The organism is Exiguobacterium sp. s6 (genome assembly GCF_018618155.1).
Lineage (GTDB): Bacteria > Bacillota > Bacilli > Exiguobacteriales > Exiguobacteriaceae > Exiguobacterium > Exiguobacterium mexicanum_A.
In genome coordinates this window covers 495019-518899 of the sequence record NZ_JACSLN010000001.1, presented here as the reverse complement: position 1 = coordinate 518899, position 23881 = coordinate 495019, and the positions used below count along the sequence as shown (strand labels likewise).

Here is a 23881-nt window from a genome sequence, read left to right as displayed (position 1 = left end):
TAATGAGGCAATTTTTATCCCTTTTCTACTACAAGAGATTTGAAAAATCAATGACTTACTCGTAGCAGGTCCCTTTAATTCTTCAATTGGTTTTTGATAGACGTAGTAGAAATGCCTTCTGTTCGATCTAAGTAAATCACTTCACAGTAATCCTTCAAAAAATCAAACTCTCCGACCCAATCGTTCCCCATTACGAAAACATCCACATCATACTTTTGGACATCTGTGACTTTTTGATCCCAATTCTCTTCGGGAATCACCTCATCGACGTAGCGAATCGCTTCTAAAATAAGCTTTCGATTTTCAAAGCTGTGAAATGACTCTTTATGTTTTACTTTATTAAATTCATCAGTCGAGACAGCTACGATCAAATAGTCGCCTAGTTCTTTAGCTCGTCTAAGTAAATTAATGTGCCCCCAGTGGAGTAAATCAAATGTACCGTATGTTATTATTTTTTTCATAATAAAAAAGCACCTCACTTATAGTTTCATATAAATTTAAAAACTCATTTTAGAAATTCACTGCATGACCGTAAGTATTATCATCGCATCGAACTCACATTAATCATATCACTCATGAATTATTAACATAATAACACGATTCTGTACTCCTGACGATTCAAGCTTATAAGCTGTTGGTTTTTCGATTATTTATTCAAATATCATACCAAGTTTATTTATCAAATCAATTACGACTTGATGAAAAATAAGCGACAATTTCTAATCGTCTGGACAGAAGCGTTCAAACGTGACGTATTATTCGTTAATCATCGTCGCTTGACCACCTTGCCACAGCCACGTATCGCCCTCTTTTATATACAAATGCAATGCCCAAAAGCGCCCTTCGTACGCGTTCGTCCCAAGGATAAAACGTTCTTCTAACAACACGTGGACGATAGCCAGTTCGCCTTTTATCGTCTCATTAAACGTGACAGTTTCTTGAGCAATCCATTGAATCGATTCAGGATCAACAAACTGATCTAAAAACGTTTCTTTATCAAACTGACGCCCACTCGAATCAACATAGCGGAACGAATCATGCATCATTACCTCTAATGCTTTCATATCACCATTGATTTGATGAGTTGAACGACTATCGGAAATTTGTTTCATAGTGATTGTTTCCATAAATGCATCTTCCTTTCCTCGCGTATCATACCATACACCTCAAACGTCCGACATAATACACATCTGAAATGATTTAAAAATCAATTTGCCTCCTCATTAAAAATCAAATCAATTAATTGCTTCGACTAGCTATACTAATAAAGAATGAATTTCCAAATCTTATTCCATAACAGAGGTGTACACAGTGAAACGAGTCATTAGTTTATTATTCATGGTTTTATTAATTACTATTTCCCCTGCGCATGCAGAACAAACGAAAGTTCTTCTAGTGGCTGGAACGACGATTTTTACCGACCAACAAGAAACATCTGAACTACAACTAACAGAGCGCCATCAGATTGTCTTGCTCGAGACGTCGACTGATACCCACTCAAAAATCAAGACAGACGACATCGAAGGCTACGTTCGGAACAGTGACATTCGTCATGCTTCCGCCATGTATGTGACTAATGAGACAACTACCAAAAACGACAAGGGTGAGAGCGTCACCTCGTTAGCGTTTGGAGCCGTCGTTCACGGGTTCGATATAGACGCCCAGCCGCTTCTTCTCACAACGGAAGGTACATGGATCGAGCGTTCGGCTGTATCCACCACTCCGATTCAACCTAAACCCTATTATACCAAAGGAAAGATAATCGTTTACGCATCACCAAATGGAGAAGTATCGGGCAAAACGACGATGGGTCAATCACTAATCGGGTATGGCATCATGGATGGATTTTTAAGAGTCCAGCAAGGCGATCGATACGGCTTCATCCGAATCAGCGATGTCAGTGAACAGCCTGTTAAAACCGGGCAAGTCTACGCGCTGACGACTTCAGTCTACTATCAAGATTTAGGCATAACAAAGTTAGGAACACTTCCAAGGGGACAACTGCTTCACGTCTATGGGATCGAAGGGAAATATACTCGAGTTCTTGTAAATAGACGTTTTGTTTTTGTCAATAGTACTTCACTTGCGAATCAAATGCCTTCATATGGCAAATCCGGCTCTCGCTTTGCCCAACAAAACGCTCCAATTTACCGGGATGTCGATAAAAAAGAAATCGTTGGCTCACTGAAACGATCACAACAAATCAACGTCTACGGGACGCAAGGCCACTTTACCCGTGTTTACGTAAATAAGCAGTTTTTCTTTGTCGAGACAAAATTGCTCGGATCAAAACTTCCGCCCTATTTATCAACCGGAAAGCGGTACATGTTAAAGAATACGCCTCTTTATTCAAAGGCTACAACTCAATCGAAAACGACATTGTCATTTAAGCGCGGCCAATATGTACACCTCTACGGGACATCTGGTGCATTCACACGTGTTCTCGTAAACGGAAACTATTACTTCGTTTCTACAAACATGACCGGCACGAAAAAACCACCGCTTTATGATTCGACGGGGAAACAATACGTCCGCTACAATCATGTAAGTATCTATTCGGCGCCATCGACGTCAACACGTGTCACGCGCTTGAAGCGTGGACAAGTCGTCGAGACGTTCGGGACATCAGGGTACTATTCGCGTATTCTCGTAGGCGGCTCGTATCGCTACATCGCGACGAACTATTTAACATTGAACAAACCGACAGCCAAACTGAAAGCAGGCACCGTCTTTTATGTTCAATTGAACGACACACCGTACTTTCATACCGATGTCACGTATACGAAACCTGCCGGCACGCTGAAGCGAGGGACAAAATTAATTGGCCTCCGGTCAATCGATGACGACTTTTGGTATGCGAAGCTTCCTTCTGGAAAGAAAGTCTACGTATTAAATCCTTACATTGCTCAGACCAAACCAAAATCAATCAAGGTGCAACGTGTGAAGCCAGCGTTACATTACGCCACAACTAAACGTACCGCATTCTATGCGAATGCGAACGACAAAACACCAATCGGATACCTCGATGCAAATATTCGGGTCTACCCTCGCGGAAAAAGTGGAGACTCTTACTTGATTCAATACGATTGGCGTCCGGTATACGTAAAAACAACAACCATCCGGGTCAAACAAGACCCTCTTACAATTAAGCGTGGCAATTCACAAAAAGAGCGATTCATCGCAGCAGCTGTCAACCAGTTAGGGACGCCTTACACATGGGGTTCGCAATCACCTCGAAACGGCGGCTTTGATTGTTCAGGACTCATACACTATGCTGCGAATCAGGCTGGGAAGATTGGCGGTCGTGCCAATGTGTCGGGATACTGGTACGGGAACCATTTCAAACAACGGAGAACAAGTTTCACAAGTGGTAAACGGGGCGATATAATTTTCTTCGCGGGCACATATCGGAACGGCCCATCACACATCGGAATCATGCTCAGTAATGAGTTCTTTATTCACGCCGGTGGTGAAACGTTGCAAATCAACTCAATCCATGACCCGCAATGGCGTCCGTATTTCCTAGGCTACAAATCACTTTAAGTTCGCATCTTGACATTCTTGCTTCAGCCCGTTAAAGTAACGATAACATTCATACGAACTCGCGATGAGAAAGAAGAGTAGCGTGAAGATACGTCTCCAGAAAGCCGGTGGTCGATGCGAACCGGTGACGTGTCTCACGTGAATGGGCTTTTGAGCGTTCAGACCGATACGTAGGCTCTGACGGGTCCTCCCGTTACCGAGGACAGCGAATGATGGTTCGCGATGAGTGGGGAGGCGCGAAGTCTCTCAACGAAGGTGGCAACACGGGGAAATCTCCTCGTCCTTCATGTCCGATCGGGCATGAGGGGCGGGGAGATTTTTTGTTTGATTGCTTGGAGGTGTTCGGGTGATGTCCCGCGGATATAGGCACCACGGTCATCATAAACAAATAGTACATGTCCTGCTTCCTGATGAATGAACTGAACGGCAGGATACGACATGGCCCAGCCACGCAGTCGTGGTCTCAATGGTTGAAAGTCTTGGTGACAAATCGCCTCCAACAAACGAGACATCCGGATCTGGTCTCGATCAGCAATCGGCACGATATACGTCCAGAGCGTCTCCTCCTCTTCTTCGGAACGAATCAACGCCGTCTGAAAGCGGAGCGATTTGTCGCGAATCAATCGAAACATACCGGTGTTGCCCGGGTGATCACCATAAACATGATACACGAGCGTGAAGCCCTCACCGTTCGGAAACAAGGTGTCGAACAACCCCTTCGCTTTTCGTATCACGGCATCGAAATACGCTTGATTCAACTCATCCGATTGATCGAGAAACGGACTTAATTCTTCTTCTAGCTCGATGTGCTCAGTGAGCGCATCTCCTGAGAATTGATTCGGTTTTAAGATGTGCATCATAGTTTCCCCTTTTCTCTCAAATTATAAGGAGGTTATCGATATGAAACAACTCATCATCAACGGCGACGAACTGACACCGGTGGCAATCTTTCATCGATTAGAAGGAGAACGGAAAGTGTTGCTCGAGAGTCGCGCCGAAGGCAAGCACGGCCGCTACTCGATCATCGCTTCGAACCCGGTCGAGACGATTCGCGCCGACGGCAACGAAGTGACCGACGCATCCGGCACGATGCACACAGAAGATCCGCTCGCCTTGTTGTCGGAACTGGTTGCGCGGGACACACCGGACGCCCCCTATCCGTTCATCGGCGGTGCCGTCGGCTATATCGGCTATGACATGCAGCGCGTCTATGAACCGATCCCGAATACCCCGAGCGAGACGCGTGGTTTGCCGGACGCCTTGTTCCAACGATATGAGACGGTCGTTCTCTATGATCATGTCGAGGAGCAGGTCATCGTAATCGACACCGGGGATGATGATGCTGAGAAGCGACTCCACCACGTCAAACAGGCTCTCGAGACGGCGAAGACACACGAACTTGCCCCCGTCGTCCGCACGAGTGAACGGGTGTTGACTGGCAAGGATGAATTTGTCGAACGCGTCCTAAAAGCGAAAGAAGCCATCCTCGCCGGAGAGGTGTTCCAACTCGTCTTATCCCAACGAATCGATGCGACGTTCACCGGCGACCCGTTCCATTTCTATCGGACGCTCCGGAAACAGAACCCGAGTCCGTACTTGTTCTATATCGACCTCGGCGAGGCGATCGTCCTCGGGGCGTCCCCGGAGAGTCTCGTCCGCGTCGAGGGCAATCGCGTCTCGACGAACCCGATCGCCGGCACCCGCCCCCGTGGCAAGACAATCGAAGAAGACGTGCGTCACGCTGCTGATCTCATTCAAGACGAGAAAGAACTCGCCGAGCACCGGATGCTCCTCGACCTCGGTCGCAACGACATCGGCCGGGTCGCCAAAGTCGGCTCGGTCACGATACCGAAACAGATGGAAGTCGAGCGCTTCAAAAACGTCATGCATCTCGTCTCCGAGGTCGAAGGTGAACTGCGCGACGACTTGAATCCGATTGACGCGCTGCGGGCCTGTCTCCCGGCCGGTACCGTCTCGGGCGCCCCAAAGATTCGAGCGATGCAGCTGATTGACGAATTGGAAACGGTGAAGCGCGAAGTATATGCCGGGGCCGTCGGCTATCTCGACGTCCGGGGCGGCTATGATTTCGCCCTCGCCATTCGGACGATGGTCGTTCAAGGTGACACGGCCTATGTCCAAGCCGGTGCCGGCATCGTCTACGACTCGGACCCGGTGTCAGAATATGAAGAGACGTTGCATAAAGCCAAATCACTCTTGGAGGTGTTCGCATGATTCTACTCATCGATAACTACGACTCGTTCACGTATAACGTGTATCAAGATGTCGCCCGGTTCAGCGACGTCTTGGTCGTCCGCAATGACGAACTGACAATCGACGCGATTCGCGACCTCAATCCGGCTGGAATCATCATCTCCCCAGGTCCAGGTGGCCCGCTGGATGCCGGTGTCTCGCTCGATGTCGTCCGCACCTTGTCCGGCACCATCCCCATCCTCGGCGTCTGTCTCGGACATCAAGTCATCGCCGAGGCGTTCGGTGGCACGGTCGGTCGGGCCGAACAGGTCATGCATGGGAAGACGTCCGTGATCGAGACGACCCCGGGCGTCTTGTTCGACGGGAGTCCGAGTGAGGTCATGCGCTACCATTCGCTCGTCGTCTTGGAGACGGACCTCGTCGTGACCGCTCGCACGCATGACGAGGTCATCATGGCGCTCGAACATCCCGAGCACCCGACATATGGTGTCCAGTTCCATCCCGAATCGATTGGAACGCCAAACGGACGTGACGTGTTCAAGCGCTTCGTCGACTTGTGCCATGCAAAAAGACCGAGGAACGCGTCCTCGGTCTGAGCGTCAGGCCTTCAAGAAATCTTCCATTTGGAAGTCATGTTTGTCGAGCATGATTTGGTCCGGCGTCACGCCATTTTGACGCAATTTGGCAATCGTCTCATGCAAGAAGTCATCGCTGCCGACAAGGTAAAACAGTCCGTCTTTGTCTGCGGCGAGCGTCTCGACCAGCTGGTAATAGTCCGGACGATTGTCGACGAACTCGGCCGTGAATCCATTCGTTGACGCGAACACATCGTTAAACAAATATTCTTTCGACGAGTCGACGTTCAACGAGTGGAGGTGCGGCACACCTTCCCCGTTCGCCAAATACGCGAGTACGAGCGGGCGGAACGTCGCAATGCCGACCCCGCACGATAACAGATAGACGTTCTTCCCTTCCCGCTTCAATGGCACGTTCGAATGCGTCTTGAAGATGGCGACCTTGTCCCCGATGTTCATGTCACGCAAGATTGATTTAAACGTCGAACATTCCGGTTTGACCCGAGTCGTGATACCGATCGCGCCTTCATGCGGCAACGTCGAGATCGACATGTGCCGAATCAACGTCCGGTTCGGTCGATCTTCCTTGTTAAATCCCTCGAGCGCGAAGTGTGTGTGCGCCCCTTCTTCCCACGTGAAGCCCTCGGGCAGTTCCAGTTTGAACGTGTATGTATCTCGCGCTTCCTGCACGACTTGTTGAATCGGTGTCCAATAAATCTGCATGCTGATCCCCTCCTTCTATTAATAGACCGCGATTGGTCCATACGGTCCTTGAATGATCTCCAGTTTCGTCTCAAAAATGTCAGATAGGATGTCGGCGTCCATAATCTCTTCGACCGTACCAAAGGCGGCGATGTTCCCGTCTTTCATCGCACAGATGCGGTCCGAATATTTCGCCGCGAAGTTGATGTCATGGAGCACCGTGACAATCGTCCGTCCAAACTCGTCGGCGACGTGCCGCAAGTATTCCATCATCTGGACCGAGCGAGCGATATCGAGGTTGTTGAGCGGCTCGTCGAGGAGCACGTATTCCGTTTCCTGACAGAGCACCATCGCGACGTACGCCCGTTGGCGCTGCCCGCCCGACAGTTCATCGAGATAGCGATGCTCGAGCGACGTCAGATCGAGGAAGTCGATATATTTCGAGATGATCCGTTCGTCCTCTTGCGTCAACCGCCCCTTCGAGTATGGGAAACGTCCGAATCCCGCGAGCTGACGGACGGTGAGACGCGTCACGAAATGATTCTCTTGCCGTAAAATCGTGACGATTTTCGCCAAGTCTTTCGATTTCGTGCTCGACACGTCCATGCCGGCGACTTGGATTTGACCCGCGTCTAAATCGAGCAAACGGCCGATCATCATGAGCGTCGTCGATTTCCCAGCCCCGTTCGGTCCGATCAACGACGTGAACCCAGCCTTCGGGATGTCGAGATTGATTGGTCCGATTTGGACATTATCCGAATACGATTTTTGTACTTGTTCAAGTTGAATCATAATGACCTCTTCCTTAAAATCACCGCTAAGAAAATCACGCCGCCGAACAGTTCGATGATGACGGACACGACACTCGGTGTATTGAGAATGTGATACATAAAGAAATACGCACTCGTCAACACGAAGAATCCAAGCGCGAACGCCATCGGAAACACGTATTTATGATCGTACGTCGCTGCCACTTGATAGCTGAGCGTCGCCACCAAAAATCCAAAGAACGTCAACGGTCCAATCAGCGCCGTCGATACCGACATGAGAAGCGAGATCAAGACGAGCGTAAAGATGACGCTCCGGCGATGGTTCACCCCGAACGATGTCGCCACGTCTTTCCCGAGTGCGACGACGTTCAAGCGATTCGAGAAACTATACAACAACGTCCCGACGACAATCACAATCGGAATGACGATCGGGAAGTAGGCGGCATCGGCATGCATGACCGAACCGAACAGACGGGCCTGCAGGACGTCGAACTCGGATGGGGCGAGCATGCGTCGCATGAACGAGGACACCGAATTCAATCCCGTCCCGATGATAATCCCGACGAGAAGCATCAGTTGCAGGTTGCCGTATTTCCCGGACAAGAGCCAGCCGTACAAGAGCAGACTCATGAGCACCATGAGGCCAACCTGGGTCAAAAAGGCACCGGTTCCCGAAAAGCCGATTAGCGCACCCGCCCCGAAGAAGAAGATCATACTCGTCTGAATCGTTGAGTAGAGCGCGTCGAACCCGAGCAAGGATGGTGTGATGATGCGGTTGTTCGTCACCGAATGAAACGCGACCGTCGCCAAGCTTTGACAGAGCGCGGCGATTGCCATCGTGATGACGGCGACGACCCGACGTTCGACGACCGGGACGAACGACGGTGAGTCGAACGGGACCGGATTGTTGAAGACGAGTAACCCGAACGCACAGAGCAGTCCCCCGACGATAAAGAAGGCCAGGAACAACCAATAGCGGCGCTGTTCTCGTTTCGAACGGAACGCCGTCGCACACCGATCGTCTGTATGCACGGACCGACCATCAACATCGTATGCTTCCCGATGCTTCGTCTTATTTTCAATAAGTGTGCTCATCGTACCCCTCCCGTCTTCCGTTGTCTCAAGAGAATTACGATAAATACGATTGACCCGACCGTACCGAGAATGAGCGATACCGGCAATTCGAACGGCATGATGATCGTCCGCGAAATCAAATCGCTGACGAGGACCGTTCCCATCCCGATGACACATACCCACGGCAAGTTGCTGCGGAGGTCGTCCCCGCGAAACATCGAGACGATGTTCGGGACGATCAGCCCGAGAAACGGCAGATTACCGATGACCGTCGCCACGACCCCGACCGCGAGCGCGATCAATCCCGTCGCAATCAAGATGAGACGATTGTAATTGACGCCTAAGCTCGTCGCGATGTCCTCGCCGAGACCAGCGAGCGTCAAGCGGTTCGCGAGGATGAAGATGAAGAATGTGACGAGGATGATGAGCCACAAGTATTCATAACGTCCGACCTGCACCGATGCGAACGACCCGACGAACCAACCTTCGATCGTCTGGCTGGCTTGAAAAAATAGACCGAGAAACGTCGATACGGCCGAGACGACCGCCCCGAGCATGAGTCCGATAATCGGGACAATCAACGACGAGCGGAGTTTGACCGAACGCAGAAACCAGAAGAAGACCATCGTTCCGATGAATGAAAAGACGATTGCCCCCGTCATCCGCATCATGAGCGTCGGAGCCGGGACGAGCAGATACACAGCGAGCAGGCCGAGCCCCGCCCATTCGAGTGTACCTGTCGTCGTCGGTTCGACGAGACGGTTCTGTGTGATCAGTTGCATGACGAGCCCCGACATCGCCATGGCGGCACCGGTCAACATGATGGCGACCGTGCGCGGAACGCGGGTGATCCAAAACATGTCCGACCCGCCTTCTTGACGAATGTCATAGACGCCGGTCACGAGCGAAAGGCCCGCCAATATGAACACCACGAGCATTGCTACGATAAAGGACTTCGTCCATATGTTAGAAAAGGAGGGCTGAGACAATGTCTCAACCCTTGCTGTCATTGGTTTTTGCACAACGTGACTCCCTTATTTCGAAAGCGCGGCTGCGATATCGTTGAATAGTTCAGAATAAGTTTGAATCGACTCGTTGATGTACGTATCGTTCGGCGCATACACGATTTTTTCGTCTGTCACGGCTTTCGTTTTTTGGAGCGCCGGTGCGTTATCGATCACGTCCGCTGCAGGCACTGCGTCTTCCATGCTTGAAATGGCCGCATCACGGTCGAGGACGAACAACCAGTCCGGGTCACTCTCGGCAATCGCTTCGACCGAGACCTCATCCCCTTGATGGTCCCCTGTCGTTTTCGCTACTTCGAGGGCTGGTGTCCAGTCAAAGATGTCATACATCGGTCCGAAGACACGTCCTGTGTTCGGTGCCGAGAAGCCGATATTTCCGCCTGAGACGATGACTGACATCACCGTGTCTTCACTGTCGTATGCCTCTTTCACACTGTCAATCGATGCTTCGAAGCTCGCGATGAGCTCATCTGCTTCCGTTTCTTTTTCAAAGATTTGTCCGAGTGAGCGCGTCGTCGTCTCAAAGCCTTCGACCAAGATTTCACCTGGCGTGCCCGCATCTTCCGGGAGCTCGATGTTCAAATCGATGACGGCTGCTTCCGGAACCAATTTTTTAATGTCGTCGTAGTAGTCGGCGAATCGTTGACCGACGATGACGACATCCGGATCCACACCGGCGATCGCTTCTAAGTTCGGTTCATTGTGCATTCCGACGTCCACGATGTCTTTATCATTTTTATAAGGCAAGTCCGCTGGAATCAATCCGATCGGGGCGGCGACCAAGTCGATTTCCCAATCTGAGAGCGTCTCGAACGTTCGGTTGTCGAGCGCGACGACCTTCTCCGGGTTGACAGGCACATCGATCGTTCCATGTGCGTCCGTGATTTCAACTGTTTTCGGTGCTGTCTCCGCTTCCGCGCTTCCTGCGTCTTTCGTCTCGTCCGTGCTACCGCATGCGGCTAGCGTGAAGACGAGTGATGTGAGCATGACTGCTGCTTTCCATTTCCCCATTCTTTCCATCTCCCTATGTATCTGTTTTTGAATGACGACCTCCTCAGTGAGTCCGCGACTAGTCCACGTTTCTGCTCTATGTAAGGAATACTGACGCCTTCTCACTGATAATGATTATCATTGTCGTTTTTATTGAGAAGCATAACAAACAAAAATAGGTTGTGCAATGCCAAATTTTCAAATTGGAAATGGAAATATTATTCTTTCTATCTAATGCAAACAAAAAAAGAAAGCGGATGCTGATCCACTTTCTAGAACTGAAGTTTCTTATCCCCTGTCTCGTTTTCTCCTGTGAATACTGTAAGTGAGAAACAGCACGAACGTGTATGTCAACGAGAAGAGAACAATCTGTAGAAGACCGTCTGGAAGAGTATCCACGATAAAAAATAGCGAGAAGATGATGGCAAAAATCATGTAGGGACCGCGGATTTCGTCCGACAAATCGCGCCAATAAATCAAGACAAGCGCTAATGCGAGCGGTCCGTACAATGCGAGCAAGATGAAAAACGGAACAGGACGCATCAAAAATGGCACGTTTGATTTATCACCCCTCATGCTTCCGAAATCCCATTAGCAAGCAACAACAGAAAAATCCAAATCGATAGCGGCACGATCAACCCAAGATTCCCAACGAGGCTGAACACGCGTACCATCTTCTCTTTCGAGAATAGGCCCCAAATCAATGTGGCGATCAAGGCGATATCTAAAGCGATATACACCCAGATGGCCGTCATCAAGTCCAAATTCGGAAAAAAACGAGCGTTCACAGTGAACAGCGCCACGATTGTCAGGATCGAAAGTCCAAACGTTACGTAGAGCGGCGCATAGCGGCGTTGTGTCATGTGGTCACCTCACTTTTCTGTTGAACCATCTGTCGGCAACGAAGGATGCACGTCTCGACGTAACCATCGAGCTGGTGTGGCAAAAACATCGTATACGTCCCTTCCTCTGTTGCCTTCGCATCCCGCTCGACTTTCACGACGAGTTCACGTAGTTCATTCGTCGCATGGTTTTTCAACAAAGTGAAATCGAAGACACCTAGTCGTTGAGCTAGGCGTGCATTATACGCATCAAAATCGGCATAATACATCACCTGCTTTTCCGGGTCATTCGTGATGACTTGCTTGAGCCATCCCTTGTAGAAACCTTGTAGCCAAATCTCGTCCGCGACGAGATGGCAATAATAGCCGAGGCGGAACGATTGATTCTCGTCCACACTGTCCATCCAATATTGATCAAGATCGAGCCGTCTTGTCATATCCTCATGCCGCCCCGCGTAATAGTGGGTGTTTTGTTTAGAAATCGTCGCATCGGGCGCAAGATTCCCGAACAAAAAAGCCGTGCGATCGACATCTGTCAAATACGCCCACACCTCATTCGCAATGACGAGATGCATCAGATGAGAACCCATCATCTCTCCCCCCTTTTCCTAATTATCCCATTCAAGTATTCATCTCGACAACCCGACTCTAGTCTGATACGCTAACTATACTTACCGTTCAGTATAGTTAGGGGGAAACACATTGAGTAAAAAACAATTGTTATTGCGGACCGCCGCACAAATCATTCAAACCGAAGGCATTCAACAACTGTCGATGGACCACTTAGCCAAACGCGCCGGCATCACGAAAGGCGGCGTCTTATACCACTTTGAAAGCAAGGCCAACCTATTGCAGCAGATGAATAGAATGGCGCTCGATGAATTTGAAAATCGGATCGTCCATCATCAAACCAGGTTGGATGGTCCTTATCCGTTCACACGCGCCTACGCCCTCGCGACGCTCGATTATAGCGATGGTGATGCCGACTTGATTGCCGTCTTCATCTCATCGCAAGAAGACGCGAGCGACAAGCTTTGGAATGACGCCGCCAAACGATGGGATAAACAGTTCGCCGCGGATGGTCCTGACGCTGATTGCGTGCTCGAACTTCGACTGCTCTGTGACGGGTTTTGGTTCGCATTGACATACGGCTATAGTGCTGCGTTCAAAGATCGTGCCACCCGCATCATCCGACAAAAGTGCGACGCACTGTCAAAAGGAGAATCGTAACATGGGCTTCGTCTATCTCGTCGGTGCCATCGTCTCTGAACTGTTCGGTTCGAGCATGTTGAAGCTGAACGCGACGACAACGAGCCGCCTGCCCGTCCTTGGTGTCGCCTTCGGTTACGTGACGGCATTTTACTTATTGTCGCTCGCCCTTCTTTCCATCCCGCTCAGTTTCGCCTATGCGTTTTGGAGCGGGGTCGGCACGGCCGCGACGGCGCTGATCGGCTTTCTTGTCTTCAAGGAACAAGTCCGGGTTCAGACCGTTGTCGGCATCGGGCTTGTCATCGTCGGGCTCGTCTTGATGAAACTATGAGGAGGGAAATCATGAAATCCTATGGAATCTTACTGTTATCGATTGCGTTCGAAGTGCTCGGGACGTCGATGTTGAAGCTGTCGGACGGATTCACCAATCTGTTCCCGAGTCTCGTTCTCTTACTCAGCTTCGCCATCTCGTTCACGTTGATGGGCATCGTCTTGAAGAGCATCCCACTCAGCATTGCCTATAGCGTCTGGGCCGGACTCGGCACGGTCGCGACCGGGCTGATCGGGGTGTTCGTGTACGGTGAAGTGCTGTCGACGTTGAACAGCATCGGCCTGATCGTCATCGTGCTCGGCGTCATCGTCATGAATCTTGGAAAACGGGAGGAGCAACCACATGCTGGCTGACTTGATCGAACGACAGGAACGGGCATTGCTGACGACCGAAGTACGCACATCGCCTGAGCACTTGCACCGTCTACTCACGGATGATTTTTTTGAAATCGGCAGTTCGGGGCGCATGTTATATCGGACGGCATCTGCCGCCACGATGGACCTCGGCGAGATTCACATCACCTTATCCGACTTCTCACTGGATACCGTTCAAGACGACGTCGTCCTGGCCACGTATCGGACCGAAGACCACTCCACTGGACGCATCGCCTTGCGCAGTTCGATTTGGGTGAACGTCGATGGCCGGTGGAAGATGCGGTTCCATCAAGGGACAATCGTTCCGCCTTCTCGACACTAAATACGTCACCTCAAAAGGGAGTGTCCCAATCGACACTCCCTTTCGTCGTACCTGATTCATTTTTGTACATACCCATCATGTTCATTTTGCTTATAATCAAGCCATCCAATGAGGTGAAAGGAAGATGAACATGAGTCAACACACAAAAAAGCAATGGTTTCAATCCGTTCGTCCGAGGCGTTCCGTAGAAGAACAACTGGCCCTCAAAGCGTCGCGTGAAACGAAATTGACGTTCGAGCCGACCATCCCGCTCGATGCCATCCGTAAAAAACGACCGACCGTCACCGTCACGTTCACGGTCGGGGGCTTCGGCGTCCATAACGAGTCCACCTTCACGTTTTTTGAAGATGGCGCGGTCAAACGGGAAATCATCTGGCGTGAAGAGTTCGACTTGGGCACGGCGATCCCCAGATCCGGTTGGTACAACGAAACAGATGCCTTCCGCGTCCATGAGCGATTCGTGTCGCTCGTCTCCCATCGCTGGCCTGAAGTGTTCGAAGAGAAAGGATGCTTCACGATGGACGGGACGCAGTGGAACTTCACCGTGAACCGTCACGGCAAACTGTTGCACCAGCATAGTGGCAGCAACGCCTATCCCTCCAATTGGAAAGCTGTCATCGAACTGTTCGGCATCTCTTGAACGAAAAAAGAGCACCCACTGTGGGCACTCTCCGTTTAGATGGCTTGAATCATCTCGACTCGATTGCCGAACGGGTCGCGGAACTCGAACCGGTCGAATCCGGGAATCGGGATGCCCGTGAGCCGCTCGATGCCTTCCGCCTCAAGTTTCTGTCCCCATTCCGCTAAATCGGTCACAGCATAGGCGACATGTCCTTTCGTCGACAGCCGGTCAAACCCGTCCTCGGTGCCGACGTGGACGCTACGGTCGCCGACCTCGAGCCAAAAGCCGCCCCGCCCTTGAAGCGACGCCGGTTTCTCGATTTCTGGAAGACCGAGCACGCCGCAATAAAACGAACGGGCACGGGCTTCCTCCCCTTTCGGGATCGTGATTTGCACGTGATGGATGCCTTGAATCATGTCGTTTTCCCCTTTCGATACGTCAACCCGACGAACTGAAGTTTTTGGTTGAACAGGCGCGGATACGCGAGATAACCGACCATGACCGCCGAGATCGACGCGGTCGTCAAGATCAGGAATAAGATGAGCAACTGATACAACACTGCTTCCATCGGGTCGGCCCCGCCGATGATGAGTCCGCTCATCATACCCGGTAGTTGGACGAGCCCCATCGTCTTTTGCGCCTCGACGGTCGGAATCATGCTCGTGCGGATGGCGCTCTTCAAACTGCGCTCGATCGCTGCCTTCGGTGTGCCACCGAACGACAAGATGAGCTCAATCACTTCATCGCTCCGCTCGACCTCGTCTTTGAACTTGTTCAAGAACAGGAGCGACAACACCATACAGTTTCCGATGACCATGCCGCTGATTGGGATGACTTTCTCCGGCTCGAACGGGATGATGCCGAGTCCGAGCATGAGGCCCATCGTCAACGTCTCGACCGTGACGAGCGTGAGCAGAATCATCCATGTGATGCCGGGGATGCCGTCCCCTTTCTTGATGATGTTCTGTGTCGCCGCCCCAATCATGAGCAGGATCATGAGCAACATGAACACCGGGCTGTCGCTCTCGAAGACGAACGTCAAAATATAGCCGATGATGAGCAACTGAACAATCGACCGCACCGTCGCAATCAAGATGTCGCGTTCGAGTCCGAGTTTTAAGAACAGCGCCAAACCGAGCGGGATGGCGACGAAAATCAACGAGGTCATCAGTTCGATGAACGTCATAGCTCTTCCCCCCTCACGAAACGACCGATCATCGGGTTGTCCGACTCGTCGATGAACGTCGCATCGCCGAACTCAATCAGTTCCCCGTTTCGCAAAAACCACATGTCATCACTGACACGGCGGGCCTGATCCAAGTCGTGCGTGATCCAGATGACGGTGACCCCGAAGTCTTGTTGCAGCCTGACAATCAATCGCTCGATTTCTTTCACGGTCCGATAGTCGAGGCTTGCCGTGATCTCGTCCAATAACAGCACGTCCGGCTTGTTGACGAGCGTCCGAGCGATGGCGACGCGACTGCGTTCCCCGCCCGACAACGTCTTGATCGGTTGGTCGAGCGAGATGCCGCTCAAGTCGACTTTCTGAAGCAAATCCGCCGCCCGCTCGCGTTCAAGTGTCTCACCGAAGATGGCTTTCGGCAGGTTCATGTTGTCGTACACCGTGCCGTCAATCATAGGCGCACTTTGGAACGCCATACCGACACGTTGGCGCAACTCGATGACGTCAATCGAATCGATGTTCTCCCCTTTAAAATAAATCGCGCCCGCGTCCGGCGATAACAGGCCGTTGATGTGCTTCAGGCACGTCGTCTTACCGGCACCGCTCGGACCGACGAACGTCGTGATCCGTCCTTCCCGAAAATAACCCGTCACGTTATGTAAAATGTCTCCATGACTCACGTTCTTGAATTCAATAATATGCATCGGCGTCGCCTCCCATCATGTCATGCTGTCCGTCTCAAAAATACATGTATAAGTTTTCTGAACTCACAGTCTATACCCTTCCTCGACCACAACATCACCATTCGCGTCGAGTAGCGGGGTGATGCCACCACCTGTCCCGACCCACGTCTGGATATAGTTCACGCCGGTTGCCGTGTCGACAAGGATTGTGATTTGACCGAGTTCCGGCAGTTGTTCCGTCAACTTGACGTGAAACCGTTTCGATCCCGCCGCTTCTTCTGCTGTTTTCTTTTTGAATAACATTGTATCCCGCCTTTCTACTTTCAACTTTACGCAACATATCCCTTGGTTTCAATGAATGAGACGCATCCATGAGTGCCGGATGTGAACCCCCTTTAATCCCTACAAAAAAACACGCCAATCTCGGCGTGTTTTTTCATGAATAGCTCCGCTCGATGACGAAGCTCGTCTTATCTCCTCTGAAGTAGGACCGTGAATATTCAATCGTGCGTCCCGAGGCATCCTCGGTCACCGTCTCGATATAGAAACACGGTGTGCCGAGCGGACAGTCGAGCAACCCACTCACTTTCTCATCGGCTAGCGCGATTTCGAGCGACTCCGTCGTTTTGGCGACATGGACGTCATGGACTTGCGATAACGTCTGGAAGAGCGAATGCTCGGCCTGGTCTTTCGTGATGCCCGGTGCGATCTGCCACGGGATGAACGATACCTCGTATTGCGTCGGCTCCCCGTCGGCATGACGGATCCGCTCAATTTTTTGAATCGGCGCCTGTTCGTCGACGGTGAACACGTCTGCGAGTTGTTTCGTCGCCGAGACGACGGACAAGTCGATGAGCGAAACTTGCCCGCGCTTGCCTTGGACGGCGAGCTGGGCCGCGTAGTTGTTCGGCGTGTGCGATAACGTCTGACGTACCTTCTTGCCGGCGACGAACGTGCCGCGCCCTTGTTGGCGAACGAGATATCCTTCCGTCGTCAATTGGTTGAGCGCACCGCGTACGGTCGTCCGGCTGACGTCGAACTCCTCACACAAGGCGTACTCGGTCGGGAATTTCTCCCCTTCTGTATAATGGCCGCTCTTGATGCGGGATAATAGTTCTTCTTTAATTGCGGTTTGAAGCGTCGATTGCGACATGCTGTCACCCCTTCTGTCGTCCTTCTTTCCTTTATTCTGATACAGGAAACATACAAATGCAAATACAAAAAACAATTTGTATTATTTGTACTTTTTATATTGCGACAAATTGTATCATTTGTTATATTTGTTACAACAAAAAGAAATCGCTTTCATAAAAGGAGGAGTTGGCACTATGGCAGTCAAGGTCGTCATCATCGGTGGAGGTTCAAGTTATACCCCCGAAATCATTGAAGGATTCATTCAGCGGCAAGCGACGTTCCCGGTCCGGGAGATCGTCCTCGTCGACATCGAGGAAGGGAGAGACAAATTAGACATCGTCGGCCGTCTCGCCGAACGGATGATTCAAAAGGCAGGAGCGGACATCTCGCTCAGTTGGACACTCAATCGAAGAGAGGCCCTGCACGGTGCGGACTTCGTCTCGACACAGATTCGCGTCGGTGGTCTCACGGCACGTGCGTTAGATGAGCGCATCCCGCTCAAGCACGGTTTCATCGGCCAAGAGACGAACGGCGCCGGCGGCTTGTTCAAGGCGTTCCGCACGATTCCCGTCTTGATCGAGCTCGCCAACGAGATGGCCGAGATTTGCCCGGACGCTTGGCTCGTCAACTTCACGAACCCGGCCGGTATCGTCACCGAGGCCGTGTTGAAGCATTCGGCCCATAACAAGGTCATCGGCGTCTGCAACATCCCGTTCAATATGCGCAACTCGGTCGCCGAGATTTTACAGACACCGGTCGAGCGCGTCGGCATCGAATTCATCGGACTCAACCACTTCGTCTTCGGCCGTCACGTCTGGGTCGACGGGATTGACCGCACCGATGACGTGCTCGCCGCCTTGAACGACGGCACCGACTATTCGCCGGCGAACATCGTCGGGCTCGGTTGGAGCGAATCGTTCTTGAAGTCGCTCCGCATGTTGCCGAACCCGTATCACCAGTACTATTTCCAGACGAAAGACGTGCTCGAGAAAGACCTCGCCGCCTACGAACAGAACGGGACGCGGGCCGAGGTCGTGCAACAAGTCGAGGCGCAACTGTTCGAGAAGTACAAGGACATCGAGCTCGACGTGAAGCCCGAAGAGCTCGAACAACGCGGAGGCGCCTATTATTCGGACGCCGCCTGCAACTTGATGGACTCAATTTACAACGACCGCGGCGATATCCAGACGGTGAATACGCTGAACCGAGGCACGATCCGCGATTTACCGGACGACGCCGTCATCGAAGTGAACGCCGTCATCACGAAGTCGGGACCGCGTCCGATCGCAATCGGTTCGCTCCCGCTCCCAATCAAAGGACTCATCACCAATTTGAAGACGTTTGAACAACTCGCCATCCAAGCGGCCATCTCGGGCTCGTATCACGACGCCTATCTCGCCTGCTTGATGAACCCGCTCATCCAAGATGAGAAAAAAATCGATTCGCTCCTCCGTGAGCTGTTCGATGCACATGAAGCGTTCTTACCCCAATTCAAGAAGGAGGTTTATTCGTGAACAAATTTATCGAAATCGCTGGGCGCATCGGCTCCCAGCGTCACTTGGTCGCCATCCGCGACGGCTTCGTATCGGTCATGCCGCTCATCATCGTCGGCTCGCTCGCTGTCCTCATCAACAACTTCCCAGCCATCAACTTAGGTGGCCTCTCGCTCGACTTCGTCGGTATGATGAACGGTGCGTTCGGTGAAGGGAATTGGCAAGGGCTCGGCGGCAACATTTGGACGGCCTCGTTCGCCATATTAGGGCTGTTAGTCGCCTTCTCGATTGGGTATAACTTGGCCCGGTCGTATGGGGTCGACGGACTCGCCGCCGGGATTCTCTCGGTCGCGTCGTATATCATGCTTGTCCCGGTCACCGAGGACTGGGGACTCAACTTTGCTTGGCTCGGCGCGCAAGGGTTGTTCGTCGCCATCATCGTCTCGATCGTCGTCACCGAGCTGTTCCGTTATCTCATCAACACGAAACTGACGATCAAGATGCCGGACGGAGTACCGGGTGGAGTCACCCGTTCGTTCCAGGCGCTTATCCCATCGATGCTCATCTTGACGCTCGTCGCCGCTGTACAATTGTTCATGACGCTCCAAATTGAGCTCAGCATTTTCGAAGTCATCTTCAAAGTCATCCAGCAACCGCTCCAAGGGTTCGGCGATTCGCTCGCAGCCGGTCTCGTCATTGCCTTCTTGAACCACATCCTTTGGTTCTTCGGGTTGCACGGCACGAACATCATCGGTTCGGTCATCGAGCCAATCTATCTGCCGCTCATCGAACAAAACTTGGCCGCGTTCCAAGCAGGCGCGTCAGCATATGACGTCCCGTTCACGGTCACAAAACCGTTCCTCGACACGTTCGTCTTCATGGGAGGATCTGGTACGACGTTCGCACTCCTGCTCGCCATTTTCATCGTCGTCCGCAAGCAGCGTAATCACCCGTATCACCAAGTCGCGAAACTGTCGGCACCCGCTGGACTGTTCAACATTAACGAACCGGTCATCTTCGGTCTTCCGATCGTGTTGAACCCAATCATGTTGATTCCGTTCATCTTGGTCCCGGTCACACTCACAATCGTGTCATACGTCGCCTTGACGACCGGCATGGTGCCGAAGACGGTCGCCATCGTGCCTTGGACGACGCCACCAATCATCAGTGGTTATCTCGTCACTGGCGGTAGCGTCCGCGGTATCTTGCTCCAACTTGTCAACTTGACGATTGCGACGGCGATGTACATCCCGTTCGTCATGGCCGGCGCGAAAGCAATGACGGCCGAAATGAATAAGAACCAATCTGCTGCCAACGAAGGAGAGAAAATTTCGTGAAAACTGAAACGATGCAACAACTGTCATTCATGATCATCTTGCATGCCGGCAACGCCCGCTCATCGGCGTTCGAGGCGATTGCAGCCGCAAAGCGCGGTGAAGTGGAGACCGCCGAAGCAAAAATGAAGGAAGCCGATACCGCCTTTTTAGAGGCACACAAAATGCAGACCGAGCTCCTGCAAGAAGAAGCACGCGGCACGGCAAGCGACATGAGCGTCTTGCTCGTCCACGCCCAAGACCATCTCATGACGGCGATGACCGTCAAAGAACTCGCCATCGAGATGATTGATATGATCACTCGACTCAATCGATTGGAGGAAACGAAATGAATATTTTACTCGTCTGTTCGGCAGGCATGTCGACATCAATCCTTGTTGAAAAAATGCGGGCCGAGGCCGCAACCCGTGGATTAGAAGCGACAATCGAAGCGATTCCTGAGTCGCGTTTAAAGGAGCAAACGAACGTCGACGTCATCTTGATTGGACCACAAGTCCGCTATCTTGAAAGCAAAATCAAGTCGTCGGTGTCGGTACCGGTCGCCGTCATCGACAACATGGCGTACGGTCTCATGAAAGGCGACCAAGTGCTCGATCAAGCGCTCGGTCTCGTCCAGAATGCATAAGACGTTCGTCTTGATCAACGCTGACGATTTCGGACTGACGACCGGGGTGAACAGTGGCATCATCGACAGCCACGTCCACGGAATCGTCAACTCGGCGACGATGATCATGAACGGTCACGCCGTTGAAGAGGCTGTGGTGCTCGCGAAGCAGCATCCGACTCTTCACGTCGGGGTGCATCTCGCCTTGACGTGGGGCCGACCGCTCGCCGAGACGAGCGCACCGCTCACGAAAGAAGACGGGACGTTCCGCTACACGAACCGTTTTCTGACGGAAGCGGCGCCAGACCCGGAATTTGTCTATCTCGAGTGGAAAGCCCAAATCGAGGCGTTTCGTGCGACGGGTCTCTCGCTCCATCACCTCGACAGTCATCACCACGTCCATGGCTGGCCGGCGATTCAAGACGTCATCGTCCGTCTCGCCGAAGAATATGGCACGACGTTTCGGGCCTTAACGACACTCGACGCACGCCGGGATTTGTGGGTGACCGAACGGTTCAGTGACGCGTTCTACGGTGACGGCGTCACACGAGAGACGCTCGATGCGATTCCACCTGGAGACTCGATTGAGGTCATGGTCCACCCGGCCGATCTCGACCCCATACTCCCGAGCGTCACGTCTTACCTCGATGCACGTCTCGTCGAGAAAGACCTGCTCACATCCTATCACCGCCCCGATTGGTGGGCATAACGAAAGCGAGTCCTTATGCGGGACTCGCTTTTGTCATAGCTGGAAATGTTGTTTGATTCGTTCGGCGACCGTCGCCGCATCGAGATGTGTGTTGTTGATGCGCAAATAGTTGTCGACGTCGAGTTCCCCGTCCTGTGAGTTCAATCGATAGAGCGTCGCCGTCTGCTTCAATTCACCTTCCGACCAGGCGATGTCCCGCTTCGTCGGCTTATGCGTCAGCCGGTTCTCCGTTTGGTTGCGAATCAGCCGCTCTTCAATGTCCGCCTCGAGTTCGACATAATAGATGTCGGCCCCGTTCGACTCGAACAGGTCGGTCACTTGTTTGATATACGCCCAGTCCTCTTCTAAATCGAACGCCCAGACGAACGTGAAAATCATCCCGTCCAAATCACTTTTCGCGACCGCTTCGAACAGTTCGCGACGGAACAGCTGGACGAGGCGGCGGCCTTCGTCCGTCCCATAACTGAAGAATGGACTGACGAGGTCGATCGTCATATGGTTATGGAACAGCTTTAAATCCGTGATGCTGGCGAGCTCTTGTCCGACCGTCATCTTGCCGACGGCTTGTGGACCGAATAATACGACGAACTTCATCTCATTTCCCCCTGGTCATCTGTTTCATTTTTATGAGTATACAGGAATCGGTTCACGATGCGTAACATATTTTCCAATTAACTTGATAACTGATTGATTTACTCCCACGCAACACAAGTCAAGGTGATTTGTTCACTCATCAAACCATTCCAGATGATATCCACTTGGAACGTATCATCGATATCCGCCACTTGATGACTGGCGTTCGTATACATCGTCACACCACCATTGGCTGTCCCGAGGGTTTCCGAAAATTCACTCGCCATGTTGGGCAATTCACTTGAAGACAACACACTATCAATTCGCCATTCCACCGGATGACTGCGAATCTTCCCTTCGATCGGCTCACCCATGTATGTAAGTTCGTGTCGTTCACTAATCTCATATTGATAGAAATTCTTTTTGGATTGATGCACTTCAACGACGACTTCCCATGAATCACTCTGCCCTTTGAAGACGAGGAATTCTGGTTCTTCCATGGCAAATAGGTGCGGAAATGGTAAGAGTAATATGAGAGCTATGATCGCTAGGCTAAAAATGATGATACGACGCTTGTCTTTCATGAGGTCGGCTCCTTTTTGAGGTTTTTATGTATGTGAGTCTTCAGCTTGCAGTCAAATCAAATTCATCAGGAACCACTTCTATATCCTAATTAACGAAAACATCGATATCTCCTGCTTGGTTATTGTCATGATGTCTAGGATTCTCAACCAACGGGAGAACTGATCCGCTTTGCAATAAAAAACGAGCGACCCGCAGTCGCTCGCTTCGTTCATGCTTCAAACGCTCGTCGCAATACTTCTTCCTCCTCAGCATGTCCCAAATTCCGATTCACGACCCGCTCGACGTCGAGTCCGAGCTCCTCTTTCAACAAGTTCGCGCTCCGATCTTGGCCGATGATGACGACCTCACTCCACTTGTAATGCTTATGCAGTTTACGAATCTCTTCGGCGATGTCCCGATAGAATTGATGGATTTGGTTCTCTTTCCGGCTATCGAATTGATCCACTTGGCTGCTCGATGAAGCCTTACCGCCCGCACCGCGCCCTTGATAGCGTCTCCATTGGTCAGTGTCTAAATCAAGATCGAACACGACGACGTCCTCGACTTCACCTAGTCGGGTGTCATACACCGTGATGCTGTCGAGCTGGGCGAGCAAGATGCCCGTGTTTGGGAACTCGGCGTCGAGTCTCTCGATTTGATCCAAGTTCGGTTTGTCCCCGTAATGAAACTCGTTATCGACATCGAGCTGTAGGAAGTGCAATTCGAACAAGCCGTCATTCCCTTCCGCGAATAAGACGATGCTGCGCAACAGCTTATGTTCGTTCCCTAAAATTTCTCGCTCGGCCCGTTCCCGGAGTTGCTTGAACGCCTTCCATTTCGCCTCATCTCCGCTCGCCTCGACTTCTTGCTCGAGCCGGCGCAACTCGTTTTTCAAGTTGATCTCCCATTTACCACGCTCACTAGGTTTCGTGCTCAAGTACAGACTGAGCACCCCCGCCTCCGTATTGTGAAGTTGCTTGATTGTTCCCAGTTCAGTTGATAATGCCATGTCGT

The 23881-nt window shown here is 51.7% G+C and carries 31 protein-coding genes and 1 other annotated feature; of the genes, 13 read left to right on the top strand and 18 right to left on the bottom strand.

What is annotated here, in order from left to right:
• Positions 1 to 74: 74 nt before the first annotated feature.
• Both tagD and KNP75_RS02755 read right to left on the bottom strand, forming a co-directional pair.
• Entirely contained in the window at positions 75 to 461 is a 387-nt protein-coding gene (gene tagD / locus KNP75_RS02760; RefSeq protein WP_215189780.1) for a glycerol-3-phosphate cytidylyltransferase, read from the bottom strand.
• Positions 462 to 755: 294 nt separating this feature from the next.
• The gene (locus tag KNP75_RS02755) at positions 756 to 1127 is read right to left on the bottom strand and encodes a nuclear transport factor 2 family protein (protein ID WP_251128176.1); all 372 of its coding nucleotides are present in this window, start codon (positions 1125 to 1127) and stop codon (positions 756 to 758) included.
• A 184-nt stretch (positions 1128 to 1311) separates the two neighbouring features.
• Here KNP75_RS02755 and KNP75_RS15800 point away from each other — a divergent pair, with 184 nt between their 5' ends.
• Positions 1312 to 3543: a C40 family peptidase gene (locus tag KNP75_RS15800; protein WP_215189779.1), complete on the top strand. Its 2232-nt coding sequence runs from the start codon at positions 1312 to 1314 to the stop codon at positions 3541 to 3543.
• Positions 3544 to 3598: 55 nt separating this feature from the next.
• Positions 3599 to 3831, top strand: a binding site (T-box leader).
• On the opposite strand, the gene KNP75_RS02745 is transcribed toward KNP75_RS15800, so the two are convergent.
• Positions 3828 to 4400, bottom strand: coding sequence for a DUF3885 domain-containing protein (locus KNP75_RS02745; RefSeq protein ID WP_214754088.1), 573 nt, complete (start codon positions 4398 to 4400; stop codon positions 3828 to 3830). Its footprint overlaps the feature before it by 4 nt.
• Before the next feature lie 43 nt (positions 4401 to 4443).
• Between KNP75_RS02745 and trpE the strand changes: the two genes are divergently transcribed.
• Together trpE and KNP75_RS02735 are read left to right on the top strand one after the other, a co-directional pair.
• Complete coding sequence (gene trpE / locus KNP75_RS02740) at positions 4444 to 5775, top strand: anthranilate synthase component I (protein WP_215189778.1); 1332 nt, start codon at positions 4444 to 4446, stop codon at positions 5773 to 5775.
• Positions 5772 to 6350, top strand: a complete 579-nt coding sequence (locus KNP75_RS02735) for an anthranilate synthase component II (protein ID WP_034778872.1) — start codon at positions 5772 to 5774, stop codon at positions 6348 to 6350. The genes trpE and KNP75_RS02735 overlap by 4 nt, the downstream gene beginning before the upstream one ends.
• A 3-nt stretch (positions 6351 to 6353) precedes the next feature.
• On the opposite strand, the gene KNP75_RS02730 is transcribed toward KNP75_RS02735, so the two are convergent.
• The 7 genes from KNP75_RS02730 to KNP75_RS02700 form a co-directional block, all read right to left on the bottom strand.
• Positions 6354 to 7052 (bottom strand): ferredoxin--NADP reductase, encoded by a 699-nt coding sequence (locus KNP75_RS02730; RefSeq protein WP_034778874.1) that lies wholly within the window; start codon positions 7050 to 7052, stop codon positions 6354 to 6356.
• An 18-nt stretch (positions 7053 to 7070) separates the two neighbouring features.
• Positions 7071 to 7823 (bottom strand): iron ABC transporter ATP-binding protein, encoded by a 753-nt coding sequence (locus KNP75_RS02725; protein ID WP_058764412.1) that lies wholly within the window; start codon positions 7821 to 7823, stop codon positions 7071 to 7073.
• Positions 7820 to 8896, bottom strand: a complete 1077-nt coding sequence (locus KNP75_RS02720) for an iron chelate uptake ABC transporter family permease subunit (RefSeq protein ID WP_215189777.1) — start codon at positions 8894 to 8896, stop codon at positions 7820 to 7822. Before KNP75_RS02720 ends, KNP75_RS02725 begins: the two co-directional genes overlap by 4 nt.
• A complete protein-coding gene (locus tag KNP75_RS02715; protein WP_251128268.1) occupies positions 8893 to 9885 on the bottom strand; it encodes an ABC transporter permease in 993 nt (330 codons plus the stop codon). Before KNP75_RS02715 ends, KNP75_RS02720 begins: the two co-directional genes overlap by 4 nt.
• A 24-nt stretch (positions 9886 to 9909) precedes the next feature.
• Entirely contained in the window at positions 9910 to 10911 is a 1002-nt protein-coding gene (locus KNP75_RS02710; protein ID WP_200881490.1) for a siderophore ABC transporter substrate-binding protein, read from the bottom strand.
• Positions 10912 to 11462: 551 nt separating this feature from the next.
• Positions 11463 to 11753 carry a hypothetical protein gene (locus tag KNP75_RS02705; protein ID WP_215189775.1) on the bottom strand — a complete coding sequence of 97 codons (291 nt, stop codon included), beginning with the start codon at positions 11751 to 11753 and terminating at the stop codon, positions 11463 to 11465.
• Positions 11750 to 12322 (bottom strand): zinc dependent phospholipase C family protein, encoded by a 573-nt coding sequence (locus KNP75_RS02700; protein WP_215189772.1) that lies wholly within the window; start codon positions 12320 to 12322, stop codon positions 11750 to 11752. Before KNP75_RS02700 ends, KNP75_RS02705 begins: the two co-directional genes overlap by 4 nt.
• A 112-nt stretch (positions 12323 to 12434) precedes the next feature.
• On the opposite strand from KNP75_RS02700, the gene KNP75_RS02695 reads away from it, so the two are divergent.
• From KNP75_RS02695 to KNP75_RS02675, 5 genes are all read left to right on the top strand, one after another.
• Positions 12435 to 12962 (top strand): TetR/AcrR family transcriptional regulator, encoded by a 528-nt coding sequence (locus KNP75_RS02695; protein ID WP_215189770.1) that lies wholly within the window; start codon positions 12435 to 12437, stop codon positions 12960 to 12962.
• 1 nt (position 12963) lies between these two features.
• Positions 12964 to 13272 (top strand): DMT family transporter, encoded by a 309-nt coding sequence (locus KNP75_RS02690; RefSeq protein ID WP_034778888.1) that lies wholly within the window; start codon positions 12964 to 12966, stop codon positions 13270 to 13272.
• Between the two features lie 11 nt (positions 13273 to 13283).
• Positions 13284 to 13625 carry a DMT family transporter gene (locus tag KNP75_RS02685; protein ID WP_215189768.1) on the top strand — a complete coding sequence of 114 codons (342 nt, stop codon included), beginning with the start codon at positions 13284 to 13286 and terminating at the stop codon, positions 13623 to 13625.
• Positions 13615 to 13968 carry a nuclear transport factor 2 family protein gene (locus KNP75_RS02680; RefSeq protein WP_215189766.1) on the top strand — a complete coding sequence of 118 codons (354 nt, stop codon included), beginning with the start codon at positions 13615 to 13617 and terminating at the stop codon, positions 13966 to 13968. Before KNP75_RS02685 ends, KNP75_RS02680 begins: the two co-directional genes overlap by 11 nt.
• A 130-nt stretch (positions 13969 to 14098) precedes the next feature.
• Positions 14099 to 14608: a hypothetical protein gene (locus KNP75_RS02675; RefSeq protein ID WP_215189764.1), complete on the top strand. Its 510-nt coding sequence runs from the start codon at positions 14099 to 14101 to the stop codon at positions 14606 to 14608.
• 35 nt (positions 14609 to 14643) lie between these two features.
• On the opposite strand, the gene KNP75_RS02670 is transcribed toward KNP75_RS02675, so the two are convergent.
• The 5 genes from KNP75_RS02670 to KNP75_RS02650 form a co-directional block, all read right to left on the bottom strand.
• Complete coding sequence (locus KNP75_RS02670) at positions 14644 to 15006, bottom strand: VOC family protein (protein ID WP_214796858.1); 363 nt, start codon at positions 15004 to 15006, stop codon at positions 14644 to 14646.
• A complete protein-coding gene (locus KNP75_RS02665) occupies positions 15003 to 15776 on the bottom strand; it encodes an ABC transporter permease (protein WP_214751501.1) in 774 nt (257 codons plus the stop codon). Before KNP75_RS02665 ends, KNP75_RS02670 begins: the two co-directional genes overlap by 4 nt.
• Entirely contained in the window at positions 15773 to 16477 is a 705-nt protein-coding gene (locus tag KNP75_RS02660; RefSeq protein WP_215189762.1) for an ABC transporter ATP-binding protein, read from the bottom strand. Before KNP75_RS02660 ends, KNP75_RS02665 begins: the two co-directional genes overlap by 4 nt.
• A gap of 63 nt (positions 16478 to 16540) precedes the next feature.
• Complete coding sequence (locus tag KNP75_RS02655) at positions 16541 to 16759, bottom strand: DUF6440 family protein (RefSeq protein WP_215189761.1); 219 nt, start codon at positions 16757 to 16759, stop codon at positions 16541 to 16543.
• Between the two features lie 133 nt (positions 16760 to 16892).
• Positions 16893 to 17609 (bottom strand): GntR family transcriptional regulator, encoded by a 717-nt coding sequence (locus tag KNP75_RS02650; RefSeq protein ID WP_214796856.1) that lies wholly within the window; start codon positions 17607 to 17609, stop codon positions 16893 to 16895.
• A gap of 175 nt (positions 17610 to 17784) precedes the next feature.
• Here KNP75_RS02650 and KNP75_RS02645 point away from each other — a divergent pair, with 175 nt between their 5' ends.
• Genes KNP75_RS02645 through KNP75_RS02625 form a run of 5 tightly spaced genes read left to right on the top strand, consistent with a single transcriptional unit; the run spans position 17785 to position 21730 of the window.
• Complete coding sequence (locus KNP75_RS02645) at positions 17785 to 19104, top strand: 6-phospho-beta-glucosidase (RefSeq protein ID WP_215189759.1); 1320 nt, start codon at positions 17785 to 17787, stop codon at positions 19102 to 19104.
• Entirely contained in the window at positions 19101 to 20420 is a 1320-nt protein-coding gene (gene celB / locus KNP75_RS02640) for a PTS cellobiose transporter subunit IIC (protein WP_215189756.1), read from the top strand. The genes KNP75_RS02645 and celB overlap by 4 nt, the downstream gene beginning before the upstream one ends.
• An 11-nt stretch (positions 20421 to 20431) precedes the next feature.
• Positions 20432 to 20749: a PTS lactose/cellobiose transporter subunit IIA gene (locus KNP75_RS02635; protein WP_215190381.1), complete on the top strand. Its 318-nt coding sequence runs from the start codon at positions 20432 to 20434 to the stop codon at positions 20747 to 20749.
• Positions 20746 to 21042, top strand: a complete 297-nt coding sequence (locus tag KNP75_RS02630) for a PTS sugar transporter subunit IIB (RefSeq protein WP_214751486.1) — start codon at positions 20746 to 20748, stop codon at positions 21040 to 21042. Before KNP75_RS02635 ends, KNP75_RS02630 begins: the two co-directional genes overlap by 4 nt.
• On the top strand, positions 21035 to 21730 hold the full coding sequence (locus KNP75_RS02625; RefSeq protein WP_215189754.1) for a ChbG/HpnK family deacetylase: 696 nt from the start codon (positions 21035 to 21037) through the stop codon (positions 21728 to 21730). Before KNP75_RS02630 ends, KNP75_RS02625 begins: the two co-directional genes overlap by 8 nt.
• Positions 21731 to 21763: 33 nt before the next feature.
• Here KNP75_RS02625 and KNP75_RS02620 read toward each other — a convergent pair whose 3' ends face one another.
• From KNP75_RS02620 to KNP75_RS02610, 3 genes are all read right to left on the bottom strand, one after another.
• Positions 21764 to 22324 (bottom strand): AAA family ATPase, encoded by a 561-nt coding sequence (locus KNP75_RS02620; protein WP_214751480.1) that lies wholly within the window; start codon positions 22322 to 22324, stop codon positions 21764 to 21766.
• Between the two features lie 98 nt (positions 22325 to 22422).
• Positions 22423 to 22887, bottom strand: coding sequence for a hypothetical protein (locus KNP75_RS02615; RefSeq protein ID WP_215189752.1), 465 nt, complete (start codon positions 22885 to 22887; stop codon positions 22423 to 22425).
• Between the two features lie 209 nt (positions 22888 to 23096).
• Positions 23097 to 23876: a VLRF1 family aeRF1-type release factor gene (locus KNP75_RS02610; RefSeq protein ID WP_215189750.1), complete on the bottom strand. Its 780-nt coding sequence runs from the start codon at positions 23874 to 23876 to the stop codon at positions 23097 to 23099.
• Positions 23877 to 23881 lie beyond the last annotated feature (5 nt).

Coding starts and splice junctions, on each gene's coding strand:
- tagD (WP_215189780.1), bottom strand. CDS start 461: ATGAAAAAAATAATAACATACGGTACATTTGATTTACTCCACTGGGGG.
- KNP75_RS02755 (WP_251128176.1), bottom strand. CDS start 1,127: ATGGAAACAATCACTATGAAACAAATTTCCGATAGTCGTTCAACTCAT.
- KNP75_RS02745 (WP_214754088.1), bottom strand. CDS start 4,400: ATGCACATCTTAAAACCGAATCAATTCTCAGGAGATGCGCTCACTGAG.
- trpE (WP_215189778.1), top strand. CDS start 4,444: ATGAAACAACTCATCATCAACGGCGACGAACTGACACCGGTGGCAATC.
- KNP75_RS02735 (WP_034778872.1), top strand. CDS start 5,772: ATGATTCTACTCATCGATAACTACGACTCGTTCACGTATAACGTGTAT.
- KNP75_RS02730 (WP_034778874.1), bottom strand. CDS start 7,052: ATGCAGATTTATTGGACACCGATTCAACAAGTCGTGCAGGAAGCGCGA.
- KNP75_RS02725 (WP_058764412.1), bottom strand. CDS start 7,823: ATGATTCAACTTGAACAAGTACAAAAATCGTATTCGGATAATGTCCAA.
- KNP75_RS02720 (WP_215189777.1), bottom strand. CDS start 8,896: ATGAGCACACTTATTGAAAATAAGACGAAGCATCGGGAAGCATACGAT.
- KNP75_RS02715 (WP_251128268.1), bottom strand. CDS start 9,885: ATGACAGCAAGGGTTGAGACATTGTCTCAGCCCTCCTTTTCTAACATA.
- KNP75_RS02710 (WP_200881490.1), bottom strand. CDS start 10,911: ATGGGGAAATGGAAAGCAGCAGTCATGCTCACATCACTCGTCTTCACG.
- KNP75_RS02705 (WP_215189775.1), bottom strand. CDS start 11,753: ATGACACAACGCCGCTATGCGCCGCTCTACGTAACGTTTGGACTTTCG.
- KNP75_RS02700 (WP_215189772.1), bottom strand. CDS start 12,322: ATGGGTTCTCATCTGATGCATCTCGTCATTGCGAATGAGGTGTGGGCG.
- KNP75_RS02690 (WP_034778888.1), top strand. CDS start 12,964: ATGGGCTTCGTCTATCTCGTCGGTGCCATCGTCTCTGAACTGTTCGGT.
- KNP75_RS02685 (WP_215189768.1), top strand. CDS start 13,284: ATGAAATCCTATGGAATCTTACTGTTATCGATTGCGTTCGAAGTGCTC.
- KNP75_RS02680 (WP_215189766.1), top strand. CDS start 13,615: ATGCTGGCTGACTTGATCGAACGACAGGAACGGGCATTGCTGACGACC.
- KNP75_RS02675 (WP_215189764.1), top strand. CDS start 14,099: ATGAGTCAACACACAAAAAAGCAATGGTTTCAATCCGTTCGTCCGAGG.
- KNP75_RS02670 (WP_214796858.1), bottom strand. CDS start 15,006: ATGATTCAAGGCATCCATCACGTGCAAATCACGATCCCGAAAGGGGAG.
- KNP75_RS02665 (WP_214751501.1), bottom strand. CDS start 15,776: ATGACGTTCATCGAACTGATGACCTCGTTGATTTTCGTCGCCATCCCG.
- KNP75_RS02660 (WP_215189762.1), bottom strand. CDS start 16,477: ATGCATATTATTGAATTCAAGAACGTGAGTCATGGAGACATTTTACAT.
- KNP75_RS02655 (WP_215189761.1), bottom strand. CDS start 16,759: ATGTTATTCAAAAAGAAAACAGCAGAAGAAGCGGCGGGATCGAAACGG.
- KNP75_RS02650 (WP_214796856.1), bottom strand. CDS start 17,609: ATGTCGCAATCGACGCTTCAAACCGCAATTAAAGAAGAACTATTATCC.
- KNP75_RS02645 (WP_215189759.1), top strand. CDS start 17,785: ATGGCAGTCAAGGTCGTCATCATCGGTGGAGGTTCAAGTTATACCCCC.
- KNP75_RS02635 (WP_215190381.1), top strand. CDS start 20,432: ATGCAACAACTGTCATTCATGATCATCTTGCATGCCGGCAACGCCCGC.
- KNP75_RS02630 (WP_214751486.1), top strand. CDS start 20,746: ATGAATATTTTACTCGTCTGTTCGGCAGGCATGTCGACATCAATCCTT.
- KNP75_RS02625 (WP_215189754.1), top strand. CDS start 21,035: ATGCATAAGACGTTCGTCTTGATCAACGCTGACGATTTCGGACTGACG.
- KNP75_RS02620 (WP_214751480.1), bottom strand. CDS start 22,324: ATGAAGTTCGTCGTATTATTCGGTCCACAAGCCGTCGGCAAGATGACG.
- KNP75_RS02615 (WP_215189752.1), bottom strand. CDS start 22,887: ATGAAAGACAAGCGTCGTATCATCATTTTTAGCCTAGCGATCATAGCT.
- KNP75_RS02610 (WP_215189750.1), bottom strand. CDS start 23,876: ATGGCATTATCAACTGAACTGGGAACAATCAAGCAACTTCACAATACG.